This is a genomic window from Ensifer sp. SSB1 (genome assembly GCF_016652895.1).
Classification (GTDB): domain Bacteria; phylum Pseudomonadota; class Alphaproteobacteria; order Rhizobiales; family Rhizobiaceae; genus Ensifer.
In genome coordinates, this window is the sequence record NZ_JAEPRP010000070.1 from 1 (window position 1) to 17,265 (window position 17,265).

Sequence of the window (17,265 nt, forward strand, 5' to 3'; positions counted from 1 at the left end):
CCGGGAAGGAAAGGAGGCCTGAGCCAAGCGCGGCCTTGATCTGTTCGGGGGTCATTTCGTGGGAGCCTCCCTAAAACTCGACGCGCCCTACTAAGCAAGTCATCACACACATGTCAATATCTCATAATATATGTTGTCATATGAGAAGTGGATTTGGTTTTCTCGCCGCAGAGGCCGAGTTGTATGCAGGATGCATCACCGCACAATGCGACGAATGCGCAGTGCATCGGTATTGCGCGAAAGATGTATTATATGTTAGCCGATATTGTATGACATGATGTAAAATGCGAGTGGGAAGCCATTTCACCGGCATGAGGGAGGACAGACGATGGAACGACTTCTGATCACCGGTGCGGCGGGCCAGCTGGGTCGCGTGATGCGTAAAAAGCTCGCGCCACTGGCCAAGACGATCCGTCTGTCTGATCGTGCGCCGCTCGATCCGCCCGCCGAAAACGAAGAATGCACCCAGTGCGATCTCGCCGATGCCAGCGCCGTCAACGAGCTTGTGGCCGGTTGCGATGCGATCGTGCATCTCGGTGGCATCTCCGTCGAGCGGCCCTTCTCGGAGATTCTCGACGCCAACATCCTCGGTCTCTACAACCTCTACGAGGCGGCCCGCGCCCACCATCAGCCACGCATCCTTTTCGCCAGCACCAACCACACGATCGGCTACTACCCGCAGAGCGAACGGCTCGGCCCAGATGCGCCTTACCGGCCCGACGGCCTTTACGGCGTCTCCAAATGCTTCGGCGAAGCGCTTGCCCGGATGTATTTCGACAAGTTCGGGCAGGAGACTGCCCTGCTCCGTATCGGCTCCTGCGTGCCGGAACCGGTCAACTACCGCATGCTCTCCACCTGGCTCTCGCACGACGATTTCGTCTCCCTGACCGAAGCCGTATTCCGCGCGCCCGTTCTCGGCTGCCCGGTCATCTGGGGCGCGTCGGCAAACGACGCCGGCTGGTGGGACAATTCGCACATCGGATGGCTCGGCTGGCGACCGAAGGACAATGCCGAGGTTTTCCGCGACAAGCTTGCCGCCAACACCCCGAAACCGCAGCCGAGCGACTCGCTCGTGCGTTATCAGGGCGGTGCCTTCGTCGACGATCCGATCTTCGAGGAATAGGCCTCAAGCCTTGGCAATGGATTGCGCCGATGATCGGCAATGGCGTATCCAGAAACGCAAACCAAGTTCGAGAAACGGCCACGCCCATGAGCAACGTCACCGCCCCCGACAACACAACGCCACAAGGCAAGACGCTGGTGGCCAAGATGACGGACGCGCTCAGCAGCCAGATCAGCAGCGGGCACTACAAGCCGGGCGATCGCCTGCCTTCGGAGGCGCAGCTTACCCAGGAATTCGGCGTGAGCCGCACGGTCGTGCGCGAAGCTATCGCGGCACTGCGCTCCGGCGGGCTGGTCGAAGCGAGGCACGGCATCGGGGTCTTCGTGCTGGAGCCGGCTCCGACGGCGGCATTGCCGTTCCACGGCATCGATCTGGCACGCGTCTCCTCGCTGATAGAAATGCTGGAGCTCAGAACTGCAGTCGAAGGTGATGCGGCCGCACTGGCCGCCCTTCGTCGCTCGCCGGCGCAGGAAGAAAAGATCGTCGAGGCGTTCGACAGCTTCTGTGCGAGCGCCGCCGAAGGACGCCCGACTGCGGAGGCCGATTTCAACTTCCACCTCGCGATCGCCCAGGCGACCAACAACCCGCGCTTCGGCCAGTTCCTGCAGATGCTGGGCACGGCGCTCATTCCCCGTCGGGCAGTATCGGAGAGCGGCGAAGAAACCGTGCTGGCGTCAGAGGAACTGTCGCGACTGATCGCGGAGCATGAGGCCATCCTCATCGCGATCCAGGACGGCGACGAGGAGCAGGCACGCACCGCCATGCGCCAGCACCTCAAGAACAGCCAGGTTCGTTATCGTTCGATGTTGCGCGCGGCGCGCTGAGCAGCAGGCGATCAGCACACTCAGGCACTGCCGAGCCGGCGTATGTTGCTCGCAAGTTCGGCAGCCAAACGAAGAGCGGCCGCGGTCGCTCCGGCCATCTGCGGCATGATCAGCCATTCGAGCGTCCACGCGGCCCCGGAGCGTTCCTGCTCGTGGACCAGCGCGTGATGCATACCGGAGAGCTGGGTCGCGTTGAACCGCGCCAATGACACCAGAACCTCGGCCGCGACCGGGTTCTGTTTGTGCGTCATCGCCGAGGAAGCACCGCCACCGGCGAGTTCGATTTCGTCGCCCTGCTGCGCCATCAACGCGATATCCTGGCCGAACTTGCCGAGGCTGCCGGTCACCAGCGAAAGCGCATTGGCAAAATCCGCCACCTCGGAACGCTGGCTATGCCATTGCGGAAAATCTGCGAGCCCCAGTTCTTCGGCAAGCGTTGCACGCACGTCGTCGGCCCGGCCCTCAAGTTTATCGAGCGTCCCGGCAGCGCCTCCGAACTGGACGGCGAAGAGATCGCGGTCCATCGCCTCAAGACGGTCCTTATGATCGAGCAGCGGCTCGATCCAGCTGCGCAGCCGGTCCGATACCGTGATCGGGATTGCCGCCTGCATCCGGGTCCGCCCCATCAGCGAATGATCGCCCCATTCGCTGTCGCATTCCTCGAGCACCGAGACGACATTGCCGAGGCGGACGGCAAAAAGCTCGGCAACCGCCTTCATCCGCAACATCAGGCTGGTGTCGATGACGTCCTGGCTGGTCGCGCCATAGTGCACATATTCGGCAACTTCGCGACCGACGGCACCGCGCAATTGCCGGACGAGTTCTGGCACGACCACCCCATCCACACCCACGGCGCGCTTCAGCGCGATCACATCGGGCGAGAAAGCGCGGCAGGCCTCGGTAATCCGGTCGGCCGCACTCGCCGGGATGATCCCGTGCACGGCTTCCGCCCGCGCCAGCGCCGCCTCGAAGGCGAGCATTGCGTGGATGTCGGCGGAAGCCGAAAACTCGGCGGCAACCGCCTCATCACCCAGAAGCCCCGAGAGATAAGGATGGTCGAAGGCGGAATAGGTCATGGTTTCCCCGTTTCTGCTTGCCGAACGAAATGCCACCTGCTGCATGAGCGCATCCGAGCCCCCATGTCCAGGCGTGACATTCCTGTTCAGATGTCGAGGAAGACCGTTTCCTTCTCACCCTGCAGGTGAATGTCAAAGACATAATTAGGCGCCGCTCCGGTTGCGACAAGCGTCGCAACGCGATGGCGATGTTCAATCCGCGCAAGGAGCGGATCGACGGCATTCGCATCCGTCTCTTCCGGGAAATACATGCGCGTGTGCAACCCGATATTGATGCCGCGAGCGACGATCCAGAAGGTGATGTGCGGCGCCATCGGCCGGCCGTCCTTGAACGGTACGCGCCCAGGCTTCACGGTCTCGAAGGTGAAGACGCCGTCTTCGGCGCCGGTCGGACAGCGCCCCCAGCCGGAGAAATTCGGGTCCGCGGAGCCGCGCATTTCGGTTGGGGAGTTATGGAAACCTGCCGCATCCGCCTGCCAGATCTCGACGAGCGCGTCCTTCAGCGGCGCACCGGCACCATCGATCACGCGGCCGGTTATGGTAATACGCTCGCCAAGCGTCTCATCGTTCACCATCCGTGTGCCGAGGTCGGTTTCATAGACGCCGCCAATGCCGCAGAAATTCGGGGTCAGCCCGATATGCACATAGGGACCGGCCGTCTGCGAGGGCGTCTCCTTGAGATGACCAAGTTGCTGCACCATCAGTTGCCCTCCAACCGGTTCTCGAACAACGTCGAGCGGCGTCCCCGCAGCACGATGTCGAATTTGTAAGCGCGGGCATCGAACGGGATCGTGTTTGCCCAGTCGAGCGGCGCGATCAGTTGTTCGATCGCCTGGCGATCAGGGATCGTGTTGACGATCGGACACTTCCAGATCATCGGGTCACCCTCGAAATACATCTGGGTGATCAGACGCTGCGCAAAACCGTGGCCGAAGACCGAGAAATGAATGTGGGCCGGACGCCAGTCGTTGACGCCATTCGGCCAGGGATAGGGGCCGGGCTTGATCGTACGGAAGCTGTAAAAGCCGTCTTCATCGGTGATCGTGCGGCCGCAGCCGCCGAAGTTCGGGTCGAGCGGCGCGAGATAGCTTTCCTTCTTGTGGCGGTATCGGCCGCCGGCATTGGCCTGCCAGAATTCCAGCAACGCCCCCGGCACCGCGCACCCGCGCTCGTCGAGGACCCGGCCATGAACGATGATGCGCTCGCCGATGGCGCTTTCGCCCGCCCGCGCGAAATTGTGGATCAGATCGTTGTCGAGTTCGCCGATCATAGAATGACCGAAGACCGGACCGGTGATTTCCGAGATCGTGCCGTCGAGCGACAGGAGCGCCTTCTGCGGCGAGCGCAGCACCGAGGTCTTGTAGCCCGGCGTCAGCGCCGGCGCGTGCCACTCACGGTCGCGCGGGAAGAAGGCGCCGGTCTCCGGCTTTCCGTTCGTTCTGTCGGACATCATCTTCTCCCGTCAGGCCGTCTTGCCGGCATCGATCTCGGCAAACACCTGCTTGGCGATCTTGATCGCGTGGTTGGCCGCCGGCACGCCGGCATAGATCGCCACATGCAGCAGCGCCTCGCAGATATCCTCGCGGCTTGCGCCGGTGTTGGTCGTCGCCCGCACGTGCATGGCCACCTCGTCGTCCTGGCCGAGGGCGGCGAGCAGGGCGATCGTCACGATCGAGCGCTCGCGCTTCGTCCAGGTCGGCCGGGACCAGACATGGCCCCAGGCCGCTTCGGTGATCAACTCCTGAAAGGGGCGATCGAATTCAGTGGAAACCGACTGCGTCCGATCCACGTGATTGTCGCCGAGAACGGCCCGGCGCGTGGCCATGCCCTGGCGATAACGGTCGGAGGGCGCAGAAGCGTCACTCATGGGTCTTGTCTCCATGCATTGCGATTTCAAAGAAGGCGCGAAGCACCGCGGTCAAGGCTTCAGGGTTTTCGACGCAGGGAATGTGACCGGCATCGCGGATGACTTCGTAGCGGGCTCCCGGGATGAGGCGGGCAGTCGCAAGCACCACATCCGGCGGCGTCGAGCCGTCCTGGTCGCCGACGACACAGAGCGTGGGCACCGCGATGCGGGCGGCGGCCTCGGTGTAATCGGCATCGCGGATGGCGGCGCAGGTGGCGATGTATCCGGTCACCGGCTGGCGCACCAGCATGTTTCGGTAGCCGGCATAGGCGGTGTTTTCCGGCCGGCGGAAGGCCGGGGTGAACCAGCGTTCGAGCACACCGTCGGCGATCCCTTCGATGCCGTGTTCCTCGATGGCAGCGATGCGCGCCGCCCACATCTCGGCCGTACCGATCTTGTGTGCCGTGTCGCAAAGTACCAGCGCACGCACAAGATCGGGCCGGCGCTGGTAGAGCGACTGCGCAATCAACCCGCCGACCGAAAGACCGCAGACGATCGCCTGCTTGACCGAGAGCATATCGAGCAGGCCGGCTAGGTCGTTGGCGTGATCCTCGATCGCGTAAGGGATCGGACCGATATCGGAGAGGCCATGGCCGCGCTTGTCATAGAGGACGATGGCATAATCGCCGGCGAGCTGGACGATAACGTCGCGCCAGATACGAAAATCCGTGCCGAGCGAATTGGCAAAAACCAGCACCGGACGGTCGCCGGTCGCGCCGATCACCTGGTAGTGGATCGTGATGTCGTTGATGCGGGCAAACTGCACGGGCTCTCTCCTCCGCCACCAAATTGGATATTTAATCTGGTTAGGTAAAATGATATTTCATGGCATTTCATTAACTTGAGGGTTATGAATTCCATGATCGACGCCCGGGTCAAGTTTCGCCATCTGCAGACTTTTGTCGAGGTCTCCCGGCAGAAGAGCGTCATGAAGGCGGCCGAACTGCTGCATGTCAGCCAACCGGCCGTAACCAAGACGATCCGCGAGCTCGAAGAGGTACTTGGCGTCGCGGTCTTCGAGCGCGACGGGCGCGGTATCAAGATAACACGTTATGGCGAGGTGTTCCTGCGCCACGCCGGTGCAGCGCTGACGGCCCTGCGGCAGGGGCTCGATTCCGTCTCGCAGGAACGCGCCGGCGACGGCGTTCCGGTCAGGGTCGGCGCGCTGCCGACGGTCTCGACACGGATCATGCCGCTCGCCATGACGCTCTTCCTCAAGGAGGATACCGGCGCCCGCATCAAGATCGTCACCGGCGAAAACGCCGTGCTCCTCGAACAGTTGCGCGTCGGCGATCTCGATCTGGTCGTCGGGCGGCTTGCGGCACCGGAGAAAATGACGGGCTTTTCCTTCGAGCACCTCTATTCCGAGCAAGTGGTTTTTGCCGTGCGCGCCGGGCATCCGCTGCTTTCAGGCGCGCATTCCACCTTTGCACGGCTCGCGGATTTTCCGGTGCTGATGCCGACACGCGCCTCGATCATCCGCCCTTTCGTCGAGCGCTTCCTGATCACCAACGGCATCGCCAGCCTGCCGAACCAGATCGAGACCGTGTCCGATGCCTTCGGCCGCGCCTTCGTCCGGGCGAGCGATGCGATCTGGATCATCTCCACCGGCGTGGTCGCCAGCGACGTCGACGATGGCACGATCGCAATCCTGCCGATCGACACCAGCGAGACCAAGGGCCCGGTTGGGCTTACCATGCGCGCCGACGCGGCACCGACGCTGGCCCTCTCCATCCTGATGCAGACCATTCGCGAGGCGGCCACCGACGTCGCTTCCAAACTCTGAGCCGCATGCCCGGAATTCGCGGCTTTACAAGCCCCGGCCGGCGACCGAGATTGCAGGCCCAACAGACTGGTGACCTGATGCCGACCTCTCCCCTCCTCGTTGAACCCTTTTCCCAAAGCCACATTCCCGAAATGCTCGACTGGTTCTCGAACCTCGAAGCGCTGGTGCAATGGGGCGGCCCCGGCCTGTCCTTCCCGCTCGAGGCGGGGCAGCTCGATGCCATGATGGCGGAAACCGTTGGCGCCGAACCCGGGCGGTCCATGTTCGCCGGTCTGGTCGACGGCAAGCTTGCCGGCCATGCGCAGGTAGCGCTCGATTGGCAGAACGGTCTCGGCCGTCTCAGCCGGGTCGCCATCAATCCGCGCATGCGCGGCCAGGGCCTCGCCCAGCCATTCCTGCGCGAGGTAACCAGCCGCTTCTTCGCCAACCCCGCCTTCGAGCGACTGGAACTCAACGTCTACACGTTCAACGAGGCGGCAATCCGCACCTACCGCAGCCTCGGCTTTCGCGAGGAAGGCGTGCGGCGATCCTCGGCCAAGGTGGGTAACGCCCGTTGGGACACGGCGATCTACGGCCTGCTCAGGAACGAGTGGAACTGACGGCGCGGCGAAACGTCAGTACGGCAGCCCAACATAATTCTCGGCAAGCACCGTCTCGGCGGCGACCGAATGGGTGAGGTAGTCGAGCTCTGCTTCCTGGATGCGCTGGTCGAAATCCCCGGTGTCCGGAAAGCGATGCAGCATCGTCGTCATCCACCAGGAGAAACGCACCGCCTTCCAGATGCGCGCAAGGGCCCGTGCGGAGTAAGCGTCGACGCCGGCATTCGAGCGATCCTGATAGTGCTCGAGCAACCCTTCGAAGAGATAATGCACGTCGCTGGCTGCGAGATTCAGCCCCTTCGCGCCCGTCGGCGGAACGATATGGGCGGCATCGCCGACCAGAAAGAGCCGGCCGAAACGCATCGGCTCGGCGACAAATGATCGGAGCGGCGCGATGGACTTCTCGAAAGACGGTCCGGTCACCATCGCCTCGGCATGATGCTGCGGCAGCCGCCGGCGCAACTCATCCCAGAAGCGGTCGTCGGACCAGTCTTCGATCTTTTCGCTCACCGCGCATTGAATGTAGTAGCGGCTGCGCGTCTGGGAGCGCATCGAACAAAGCGCAAAGCCACGCGGATGGTTGGCATAAATAAGTTCGTGATCGACCGGCGGCACGTCGGCGAGGATACCAAGCCAGCCGAAGGGGTAGACCTTTTCGAAGGTGTGCAACGCCTTTTCGGGCACTGACTTGCGGCTGACACCGTGAAAGCCGTCGCAGCCAGCGATGAAGTCACAGTCGATGCGCTGGGTTGCGCCATCCTTCTCAAAGGTGACGTAGGGCAGATGGCCGTCAAAATCATGCGGCTCGACATGGGCGGCCTCATAGATCGTCGTCGCGCCGGATCGCTCGCGATGCTCCATCAGGTCGCGCGTCAGCTCCGTCTGACCATAGACCATCACACGCTTGCCGCCGGTCAAATGCATGAGATCGATACGGTGGTCACGGCCATCGAAGGCGAGCGAGAAGCCGTCATGCGGCAGCCCCTCCTTGTGCATCCGCGCGCCGGCCCTGGCGCGATCCATCAAGCCGACCGTACCTTCCTCCAGCACGCCGGCGCGCACGCGGCCGAGGATATAGTCCTTGCTCACGCGATCGAGGATGACATTGTCGATGCCGGCCTCCGTCAGCAATTGCCCAAGCAGCAGCCCCGATGGACCCGACCCGATGATGACGACCTTGGTGCGCATGCTCTCCTCCGGCATTGTCTTTCGGCAGAATTGTCTTTTGACAAAATCTGCGCGCGGCCGGCTTCGCTCTCAATGGACAAAGCCGCCATGAAATTGCACAAATCGAACATGGCTTCAGAGCGCGCGGCATGAAGAAGACGGTTCCGACCTACGAGCTCTACGGAGAAAAGACCGGAGAACGGCCGGATTTCTGGCTGCATTGCGAGACCATCCCGTCACGAAGCAGCCTCTACCACTGGGAAATCGGGCTGCACCGGCACGAGAGCTTCTTTCAGATCTTGTACATTGCCGGCGGCTCGGGCGATGCGGTCTTTGGCAGTGGCGTGCACATGATCGAACCGCCTATGGTCATCACCGTTCCGCCGGCGCTTAACCACGGCTTCCGCTTCTCGCGCGACATCGACGGCTTCGTCTTCACCATTCTGGCGTCCCATCTGAAGACGTCGCCCGGCGAGCGCAACCGGCTCGGCTCCTGGCTCGCGGCGCCGCATATGACCCGGCTCGATGACCGCGAGGATGCCGCCTATATCGCAGCGACCCTCACACGTTTGGCCAAGGAATGGGAAACCAGCCGCAGCAATCGCGCGGACCTGCTGGATGCCTACCTCACCTCCGTCCTGACGCTGACGGCGCGCCTCGACGAGGCAAGCGACGAGCGGGACGATACGGCAGACAGTGAAAACGAACGAAGGGTCCAGCGCTTCCGGGCGCTTTTGCAGCAGCACCACCGCTCGCGTTGGCCCGCCGCCGCCTATGCCCGCGAGCTCGGCCTGTCGCCGACCCATCTCAACCGGATTACACGCGCGATCACCGGTCTCAGCGCTCACGAGATGATCGCGCAAAAGCTTGTCGGTGAGGCGAGGCGAGAACTCGTTTTCACCCGCGCCAGCGTCCAGGAAATCAGCTTCCGCCTCGGCTTTGCCGATCCCGCCTATTTCTCCCGCTTCTTCCTGCGCCAGACGGGCGTGACACCCCGCGCCTGGCGGCTGGCAGAGCGGGACAGGCTCGGCGCCTGACCCGCCAACAACACCGCCCTGAGCGGAAATTGCATACAATCCAAAAAGACTTTTGCAACGACTCAAAACGGGAGCAGAATCAAGGCTCGGGTCCGAGGGGGACCCGGAGGATATACGGAGGAAGACATGGCAGTACGCGATCCGTCGCCCTCGTTGTATAACGAGGATCTGGCACCGGCCGAGGAGCGTCGTTGGGGCGCTTTCAGCATCTTCAATGTATGGACATCCGACGTGCATAGCCTGTGGGGCTATTACCTCGCAGCAAGTCTGTTCCTGCTCTGCGGCAGCTTCGTAAACTTCGTCATCGCGATCGGCATCGGATCGCTGGTGATCTTCTTCCTGATGAGCCTCGTCGGCAATGCGGGGGTGCGCACCGGCGTGCCCTTCCCGGTTCTTGCGCGTGCCTCCTTCGGCACCTTCGGCGCAAACGTACCCGCCCTGGTTCGCGCCGTCGTCGCCTGCTTCTGGTATGGCGCGCAGACGGCTGCGGCGTCCGGCGCCATCGTCGCCCTTCTCGTCCGCAACGAAAGCATGCTGGCCTTCCACCAGAACAGCCACATGCTCGGCCACTCGACGCTCGAGGTGATCTGCTACGTCGTCGTCTGGTCGCTGCAGCTGCTGATCATCCAGCGCGGCATGGAGACCGTGCGCAAGTTCCAGGATTGGGCAGGCCCCGCGGTCTGGATCATGATGCTGATCCTTGCCGTCTATCTCATCGTCAAATCGGGCACCTTCTCCTTCGGCTCGGAAATTCCGCGCGACGTGCTCATCGAGAAAACCAAGGATGCGGGCGTGCCCTGGGAGCCCGGCAGCTTCCCCGCACTTGCGGCGGTCGCTGCCACCTGGATCACCTATTTCGCAGCTCTCTATCTGAATTTCTGCGACTTCTCGCGTTATGCAACCGACGTAAAGACGCTGCGCAAAGGCAATCTCTGGGGTCTGCCGATCAACCTGCTCGCCTTCTGCCTGGTTGCCGGCGTGACGACGACGGCCGCCTTTGCCGTCTATGGTGAAGTGCTGCTGCACCCGGACCAGATTTCGGCGAAGTTCGACAGCTGGTTCCTGGCGCTGCTTGCGGCTCTCACCTTTGCCGTCGCGACGCTCGGCATCAACGTGGTGGCGAACTTCGTGTCGCCCGCCTTCGACTTCGCCAACGTCTTTCCGCGGCAGATCAACTTCAAGCGCGGCGGCTATATCGCAGCCTTGATTGCCCTCATCCTCTATCCGTTCGCCCCTTGGGAAACGGGTGCGGCGCATTTCGTCAACTTCATCGGATCGACGATGGGGCCGATCTTCGGGGTGATGATGGTCGACTACTATCTCATCCGCAGGGGGCAACTGAACGTCGAAGCGCTCTACCATGAGGACGGCGAGTTCCGCTTCCAGGGCGGGTGGCACGGCAGCGCCTTCGTCGCCTTTGCGATCGGCGCTCTGTTCTCGTCGATCCTGCCGACATTCACCAACATCCTGCCGGCCTGGTGGGGAATCTATGGCTGGTTCTTCGGCGTCGCGATCGGCGGGGCGATCTACTACGTGCTGAGGATCGGCGAACGCAAGCCTGCCTTTGCCTCCTAGCTGTCCAGCGCCGCACCCGGTCAGACGATCGGGTGCGGCCTCCAGGCCATCACGAGCCTCGGCCCGGGCGACCCAGAATCTGGCGAACGCCTTCCTTGGTAAAGGGCTGGGCCAATTGCTTCAGAAAGCCCCTTGCGATCTGCCCCTTGATGCCGATGTCGGTGGAGGATGGGCGGTTGGGATTGTAGTAGGTCCTGAAAATCAGATCCCAGATCACGACGTTCTCGCCGTAGTTCATGTTGCCTTCGCGAAGATCTTTCGAATGGTGCCAGCGGTGAAGGCGCGGCGTGCTGAAGAAATAGTCGAAGACACCGGTGCGCATATCGACATTGCAATGGGTAAGGATGCCCATGAACGCCGTAACGGCCCCAAGCCACCAGAAAACATGGAGCGGCGCGCAGAGGAAATAAAGTGGGATCTGGCTCATCGCGAGCTTGAAGACCGAATCGGCGACGTGCAAACGACCGGTATTGATGACCCAGAGCCGCACGACACTGTGATGCAGGGCGTGAAACCGCCAGAAGAACAGCTTTTCATGGGCGATGCGATGCGCCCAATAGAGACCTAGCTCGGCGATCACCACGGCCAGCGCAACCTGAACGACCATCGGCCAATCGGCCGGCCACAGCCCGAACTTCAGCGCGGCAAGCGGCTGCAGGATGTTGGCGGCATACATGGGGAAGACGGCGGCGATCAGGCCCGCCAATTGCAGCAGCCCCTTCGTCGCCAGCGTATGCCCGATGTCGTTCACCGTCTCGCCATCCGATTGCAGCCAGCGCCGCTCGTAAGGGATGTAGCGCTCGAGAAGGAACAGGGCAAAGACTGCGACGGCATAGACCGTCGCGAAAGCGATCATCGGGTGGGTGCTTGCGAAGGCGAAGTAGGAACCCAACAGCCCGGAGAAGAACACCAGAGGCCAGGACAGGTATCGCAACATTCGCTTTAGCAGGTACCCGGCCTTCGCAAGGGCGCGGCGGCGCTCTGAAATCATCAACGACGCTCCATCCAATCCAGCAATTCGCGGCATGTGCGCGGGCGGCCGTCGCTGACGCGCCCATCGGAACATGCATCCAGGCGATAGTCCGGCTCGGACCGATCGCCCCACTTCTTGCCGCCATACATGCGCCGGATCTCGGCGCATGTGCGCGGCGTTCCGTCACTTAACCGACCATCACGACAGGGATCGTACAGATGCTGTGCGGTCCGCTGCGGATCGTCCGCAATCCGCAGCCCTTTGTCGTCGGCATGACTCGAGCCCGCACCGAACAGCAGCATCCACATTGGCAAGACGACCAACCGCATCGACAACCGTCCTTGTTTGAAACGTCATTGCCGAACTCTGAGGGGAGCGGATTACACGAGCATTGCGGGAAGCCGGAGGATGCAACCGGACACAGGCCGAAGCAACCTTTCATTGACTGTGAAAAGAGAATATGAAATTCTCTTTTCACAGTCAGAAGGAGACGCACCGATGCGCCCGATGAACAGCGAAGCCTCGCCGGCCCAATTGGAAAGCCTCGCATCACTGGACGCAACCGACCAGGCCCGACTTGTTTCAACCGGCGCGGTCTCTCCGCTTGAACTCGTCGATGCCGCGATAAAGCGCATCGACCGGCTGAACCCGCACCTCAACGTCCTTGCCTCCAACGCGTTCGATCTTGCCCGCAAACACGCCCGGGAGATGCGGCCGACAGCGGGCATGCCTTTTGCCGGCGTGCCGACACTGCTGAAAGACCTGCTCGCCTATCCCGGCCACCAGGCCGGTTTCGGCTCCCGGTTGTTCAAGGGGCAACCCGCTCAAGGCGGATCGGACTATACCGCGGCGCTCGACGCGGCCGGCCTGATTGTCCTCGGCAAATCGACGACATCGGAGTTCGGCCTGCTCGGCACAACAGAGACACTCGCCCATGGCGCGACGAAGAACCCCTGGAACCCGTCCCTTTCGACGGGCGGATCGTCGGGGGGCGCCGTCGCGGCCGTCGCCTCCGGCATTGTGCCGATCGCCCACGCGTCCGACGGTGGCGGATCGATCCGTGGGCCTTCCTCCTTCTGCGGGCTCTTCGGCTTCAAGCCGAGCCGCGACCGCACGGTGAATGCCGGCCTGCCGCCGACCATGCCCACGGCGCGGCTGATCGGCGACCATTGCGTCAGTCGATCGGTACGCGACAGCGCCACCTGGCTTGCCGCAACGGAACGCAAGGACGTGCCCCAAGCCCTGCCCTCGATCGACGACCTGAAGCGCGGATCACGGAAGCGGCTGCGCATCGGCGTCTATCGGCGCGATGCCTTCGGGCACGGCGTTTCCGCATCAGCCGAAGACGCGCTGAACACCGCCATTTCGCTCTGCGAGGCGCTCGGCCACGACGTCATCGTGTGCGATGGCCCCGATGTCGACGCGCGGGAAACCAGCCAGGCATTCTTCGCGCTGACCGGCACCGCCCTTGGCGGCCTGTTCGACCAGATCGCGGCCATGATGGGCGGCGCCTTCGACGAAACCCTGTTCGAGCCATATACCGTCGAGCTCGTCCGACGCGCGAGGCGGCTGCCGGAGGCAGCCATCGCAGACGCCGTCTCGGCGATGACGATCGCCGAAGCACAGGCAAACCGGACGATCGCCGCCTATGACGTGCTGCTCTCGCCCACCGTTCCGTTCTCCGCCTTCCCGCTTGGGACGGAGGGCCCGACTGAGGATCCGGACCAACTCATCGCCTTCACCGAACGGCTCGCCGGCTTCACCAATGTGGCTTCCTTCGCCGGATGGCCGGCCATGTCGGTGCCGCTTTTCTGGACGCAGGACGGACTGCCGATCGGTTGCCACTTCGCCGCTGCAACGGGCGAGGATGCGCTGCTCTTCTCGCTTGCCTTCCAGCTGGAAGAAGCTATGCCCTGGCAGCCAAGACTGGTCGCGCTTTCGGAAAGGCTCTCATGCCTCAGCGCCTGAAACAGGAAGTGCGCGAGCGGCTCATTGCTGCCGCGGCTGCGGTATTCGCCGAGCAGGGCTTCGAGAAGGCAAAGCTTGCCGATGTCGCGGAGCGCGCCGGTACGAGCCCCAGCAACATCTACAAATATTTCGCCGACAAGGAGGCTCTGTTCCATGAGGTCGTAACGCCATCTCTTGCCGGGAAATTGCTCCGGCTTTTGCGCGCCCGCGTGCGGGAGCTGCGCTCGATCGGTAACTGGCTGACGGCAGATGCCCGGGGCTCGGAGCCTGCCCGGGCCCTTCTGTCCTTCTGGATCGAACAGCGGTTCGCCGTCCTGATCCTGCTTCGCGGCGCGGACGGCACACGCTTTGCCCATGTCAGAGGCCTGATGGTGCGCGAGATGACCCGGCTTGCGTCGCGATACATGATTGACACCCAGGGCGAAGCAGCACTTTCGCCGCTGATGTGCTTCATGCTCGAGCGCACCTTCACCAGAACCATAGACACGATCGCCGACACGCTCGGAGCGCACGAGGACGCACCATCCATTCAGGTCGCGATCGACCTCTTCTGGCGCTATCAGCTCGCAGGGCTGCAGTCGCTGATGGCGCCGGCAAATCTTTGAGGCGCGGCGATGCTATCAGTCGCCGGAATAGCGCTCCTCCCGCCACGGATCGCCGCGCATGTGATAGCCGTTCTTCTCCCAGAAACCGGCGGCGTCGCCGGCGCGAAAATCGATCCGCGTCAGCCACTTGGCGCTCTTCCACAAATAGAGGTGTGGAACGATCAGCCGCATCGGCCCGCCGTGGGTTCGGCTGATCGGCTGCCCTTCCCACTCCGTCGCCAGGATCGCATCTTCCGCGGCGAAATCCTCGAGCGGCAAATTGGTCGTGTAGCCGTCATAGCTCGTCAGCATGACGTGGCTCGCCTCGGGCTTCGGCATCACCTGGTCCAAGAGGTCGCGGGCCGCCACACCCTGCCAGCGATTGTCATAGCGCGACCAGGTCGTGACGCAGTGCATGTCCGAAAGCCTGTCGCTTTGCGGCAGAGCCCTGAAATCAGCCCAGCCGAGCGACAAGGGATGCTCGACCACCCCCCTAACATCCAGCCGCCAGCTTTCCGTTCGAATGATCGGCTGCTGACCGAGGTCGAGCACCGGCCAGTCCTTGACCAGATGCTGGCCCGGCGGCAGCCGGTCGTCTTCCGGCCGGGTGACCCGCCCCGTCAGGAACTTGCCATCTGCGGCCCAGCGCCGCTTCGTCGTCGTCAGCTTCGTTTCCGGCGGCTGCGCATCGTCAGTCATGATGGTCCACTCCCAGCCCGAATTCACACCCCAGGCGAGATAGAAAGCGCGGTGTCGCGGAACGTCAAGCGCCAGGCTCGACGGTGCTACCTCAGCACCACACGCAGCGCCGCCTGTGTCTCCTTGAGCAACGGCAGATAGCGCTCCACCATCTCGGCTGCGGCCACATGCGCGGCCGGCGCACCAATGTTCAGCGCCGCGACGATCCGGCCGCGATCGTTCTCGAGTGGCACAGCGATAGAGCAGAGGCCAAGCTCCAATTCCTGATCGATCAGCGCATAGCCCTGATCGCGCACGCGGCGGAACTCGGCGATCAGATCCTCGGGATCCGTCTTCGTATAGGGCGTGTTCGCCTTGAGGTTCGAACGCGAAAGGATCTCGCGTGCCTCCTGCTCCGGCAAGGCGGCGAGCCACACCCGCCCCATGGAAGCGCAATAGGCCGGCAGGCGCGAGCCGGTCGTCAGATTGATCGACATCACCCGCTTCTGCGAGGCGCGAGCGATATAGACAATTTCGGTTCCGTCCAGCACCGAGGCCGAGGCGCTCTGGCCGGCGCGGTCGGATAGCTGATCGAGATAGGGCTGGATAATCGTCGGCAGCGGTGTCGCCGAGAGATAGGCATGGCCGAGGCGCAGGATCTTCGGCGTCAGCGCGAAGAACTTGCCGTCATAGTCGGCATAGCCGAGCTCCGAGAGGGTCAGCAGCGACCGGCGCACCGTCGCCCGATCAAGCCCGGTGATCTTCGACGCCTCGGCGATCGACAGTTTCGGCCGCGTTTCATCGAAGGCCTCGATCACCGTCAGCCCTCGCGCAAAGCCGCTGACGAAGTCTGTTTCCCGCATCCTTTCCTCCCAAATCACACCGGTCGACTTTGTGCGATATACGAACAAAAGTCAAATATCGCACAAAATATTTGACCGATCCGGACGATCGGCGCTTATTGGCATGCGGAAGAGCTAGTCGCCGCCGCCAGACAGGCCGCAGGCGCCAACACAACAGCAGACGAAGAGAGGAAACATGGCGAAGATCGTTTCGCTCGCCGAGGCCGTCGGCGACAATGTCAGGGATGGCGACACCGTCGCCATGGAAGGCTTCACCCATCTGATCCCCTATGCCGCAGGCCATGAGGTGATCCGCCAAGGTCGCAAGGACCTCTATCTCGTGCGCATGACGCCGGACATTCTCTACGACCAGCTGATCGGCGTGGGTGCGGCGCGCGGCATGAAGTTTTCCTGGGGCGGCAACCCGGGCGTCGGCTCGCTGCATCGCTTCCGCGACGCGGTCGAAAACCAGTGGCCGCGGCCGCTGGAGATCGAGGAACATTCGCACGCGGCCATGGCCAACGCCTATGAGGCGGGTGCTGCCAACCTGCCGTTTGCGACGCTGCGCGGCTATATCGGCGCCGACCTGCCGAAGGTGAACCCCAACATCAAATCGGTCACCTGCCCCTTTACCGGCGAAGTGCTCGCCGCCGTGCCGGCGATCCGCCCTGACGTCACGATCATCCATGCGCAACGCGCCGACAGGAAGGGAAATGTGCTGATCGAAGGCATCGTCGGCGTGCAGAAAGAGGCGGTTCTTGCCGCCAAGCGCTCGATCGTCACGGTCGAGGAGATTGTCGACGAGCTCAACCCGCCGTCGCCCAATTCTCTCGTACTTCCCAGCTGGGCCGTCACATCGGTTGCCCATGTTCCGGGGGGCGCCTTCCCATCCTATGCGCACGGCTACTACCCGCGCTCCAACGCCTTCTACATCGGCTGGGACGAGATCGCCCGCGACCGCGACAGCTTCACCGCCTGGATCAAGGAAAACGTGCTCGACGCCAGGCCGGAAGATTTCGCCAAACATGCTGGCAGCAAGCCGGCAAAAGCGGCTTGAAGGAGGATAGGATGAGCGATTTTACCCCCACCGAAATGATGACGATCGCCGCTTCCCGAGCGCTCTCCAA

General features: G+C 62.8%; 19 protein-coding genes. 9 read left to right on the plus strand and 10 right to left on the minus strand.

Annotated elements, in window-relative coordinates:
• The first annotated feature begins 328 nt into the window (after positions 1-328).
• Positions 329-1,123 (plus strand): NAD(P)-dependent oxidoreductase, encoded by a 795-nt coding sequence (locus I8N66_RS18245; RefSeq protein WP_291156228.1) that lies wholly within the window; start codon positions 329-331, stop codon positions 1,121-1,123.
• Between the two features lie 86 nt (positions 1,124-1,209).
• Entirely contained in the window at positions 1,210-1,947 is a 738-nt protein-coding gene (locus tag I8N66_RS18250) for a FadR/GntR family transcriptional regulator (protein ID WP_113539564.1), read from the plus strand.
• Between the two features lie 20 nt (positions 1,948-1,967).
• On the opposite strand, the gene I8N66_RS18255 is transcribed toward I8N66_RS18250, so the two are convergent.
• The 5 genes from I8N66_RS18255 to pcaD form a co-directional block, all read right to left on the minus strand.
• Entirely contained in the window at positions 1,968-3,023 is a 1,056-nt protein-coding gene (locus I8N66_RS18255) for a 3-carboxy-cis,cis-muconate cycloisomerase (protein ID WP_291156234.1), read from the minus strand.
• An 86-nt stretch (positions 3,024-3,109) separates the two neighbouring features.
• Positions 3,110-3,724, minus strand: coding sequence for a protocatechuate 3,4-dioxygenase subunit alpha (gene pcaG / locus I8N66_RS18260; protein WP_291156236.1), 615 nt, complete (start codon positions 3,722-3,724; stop codon positions 3,110-3,112).
• Positions 3,724-4,473, minus strand: a complete 750-nt coding sequence (gene pcaH, locus I8N66_RS18265) for a protocatechuate 3,4-dioxygenase subunit beta (protein WP_291156239.1) — start codon at positions 4,471-4,473, stop codon at positions 3,724-3,726. Before pcaH ends, pcaG begins: the two co-directional genes overlap by 1 nt.
• A 12-nt stretch (positions 4,474-4,485) precedes the next feature.
• Positions 4,486-4,890, minus strand: a complete 405-nt coding sequence (gene pcaC / locus I8N66_RS18270) for a 4-carboxymuconolactone decarboxylase (protein ID WP_291156242.1) — start codon at positions 4,888-4,890, stop codon at positions 4,486-4,488.
• Positions 4,883-5,695 (minus strand): 3-oxoadipate enol-lactonase, encoded by an 813-nt coding sequence (gene pcaD / locus I8N66_RS18275; RefSeq protein WP_291156245.1) that lies wholly within the window; start codon positions 5,693-5,695, stop codon positions 4,883-4,885. Before pcaD ends, pcaC begins: the two co-directional genes overlap by 8 nt.
• A 93-nt stretch (positions 5,696-5,788) precedes the next feature.
• Here pcaD and pcaQ point away from each other — a divergent pair, with 93 nt between their 5' ends.
• Both pcaQ and I8N66_RS18285 read left to right on the plus strand, forming a co-directional pair.
• Entirely contained in the window at positions 5,789-6,715 is a 927-nt protein-coding gene (pcaQ, locus tag I8N66_RS18280) for a pca operon transcription factor PcaQ (RefSeq protein WP_291156248.1), read from the plus strand.
• Positions 6,716-6,792: 77 nt separating this feature from the next.
• Positions 6,793-7,314 carry a GNAT family protein gene (locus I8N66_RS18285; protein WP_291156251.1) on the plus strand — a complete coding sequence of 174 codons (522 nt, stop codon included), beginning with the start codon at positions 6,793-6,795 and terminating at the stop codon, positions 7,312-7,314.
• Positions 7,315-7,329: 15 nt separating this feature from the next.
• On the opposite strand, the gene pobA is transcribed toward I8N66_RS18285, so the two are convergent.
• The gene (pobA, locus tag I8N66_RS18290) at positions 7,330-8,502 is read right to left on the minus strand and encodes a 4-hydroxybenzoate 3-monooxygenase (protein WP_291156254.1); all 1,173 of its coding nucleotides are present in this window, start codon (positions 8,500-8,502) and stop codon (positions 7,330-7,332) included.
• 128 nt (positions 8,503-8,630) lie between these two features.
• On the opposite strand from pobA, the gene I8N66_RS18295 reads away from it, so the two are divergent.
• Complete coding sequence (locus tag I8N66_RS18295; protein WP_291156257.1) at positions 8,631-9,518, plus strand: helix-turn-helix domain-containing protein; 888 nt, start codon at positions 8,631-8,633, stop codon at positions 9,516-9,518.
• A 126-nt stretch (positions 9,519-9,644) separates the two neighbouring features.
• Positions 9,645-11,093, plus strand: a complete 1,449-nt coding sequence (locus I8N66_RS18300; protein WP_291156260.1) for an NCS1 family nucleobase:cation symporter-1 — start codon at positions 9,645-9,647, stop codon at positions 11,091-11,093.
• A 49-nt stretch (positions 11,094-11,142) separates the two neighbouring features.
• Here I8N66_RS18300 and I8N66_RS18305 read toward each other — a convergent pair whose 3' ends face one another.
• Complete coding sequence (locus I8N66_RS18305) at positions 11,143-12,084, minus strand: sterol desaturase family protein (RefSeq protein ID WP_291156263.1); 942 nt, start codon at positions 12,082-12,084, stop codon at positions 11,143-11,145.
• Complete coding sequence (locus tag I8N66_RS18310) at positions 12,084-12,395, minus strand: hypothetical protein (RefSeq protein ID WP_291156265.1); 312 nt, start codon at positions 12,393-12,395, stop codon at positions 12,084-12,086. The genes I8N66_RS18305 and I8N66_RS18310 overlap by 1 nt, the downstream gene beginning before the upstream one ends.
• Positions 12,396-12,564: 169 nt before the next feature.
• Here I8N66_RS18310 and I8N66_RS18315 point away from each other — a divergent pair, with 169 nt between their 5' ends.
• Together I8N66_RS18315 and I8N66_RS18320 are read left to right on the plus strand one after the other, a co-directional pair.
• Positions 12,565-14,034: an amidase family protein gene (locus I8N66_RS18315; RefSeq protein ID WP_291156268.1), complete on the plus strand. Its 1,470-nt coding sequence runs from the start codon at positions 12,565-12,567 to the stop codon at positions 14,032-14,034.
• A complete protein-coding gene (locus I8N66_RS18320) occupies positions 14,019-14,639 on the plus strand; it encodes a helix-turn-helix domain-containing protein (protein ID WP_291156270.1) in 621 nt (206 codons plus the stop codon). The genes I8N66_RS18315 and I8N66_RS18320 overlap by 16 nt, the downstream gene beginning before the upstream one ends.
• A 15-nt stretch (positions 14,640-14,654) precedes the next feature.
• On the opposite strand, the gene I8N66_RS18325 is transcribed toward I8N66_RS18320, so the two are convergent.
• On the minus strand, positions 14,655-15,317 hold the full coding sequence (locus I8N66_RS18325) for a sulfite oxidase-like oxidoreductase (protein ID WP_291156273.1): 663 nt from the start codon (positions 15,315-15,317) through the stop codon (positions 14,655-14,657).
• A gap of 86 nt (positions 15,318-15,403) precedes the next feature.
• Positions 15,404-16,159, minus strand: coding sequence for an IclR family transcriptional regulator (locus tag I8N66_RS18330; protein ID WP_291156276.1), 756 nt, complete (start codon positions 16,157-16,159; stop codon positions 15,404-15,406).
• 175 nt (positions 16,160-16,334) lie between these two features.
• Here I8N66_RS18330 and I8N66_RS18335 point away from each other — a divergent pair, with 175 nt between their 5' ends.
• Complete coding sequence (locus I8N66_RS18335) at positions 16,335-17,195, plus strand: CoA transferase subunit A (protein WP_291156279.1); 861 nt, start codon at positions 16,335-16,337, stop codon at positions 17,193-17,195.
• Positions 17,196-17,265: the final 70 nt, after the last annotated feature.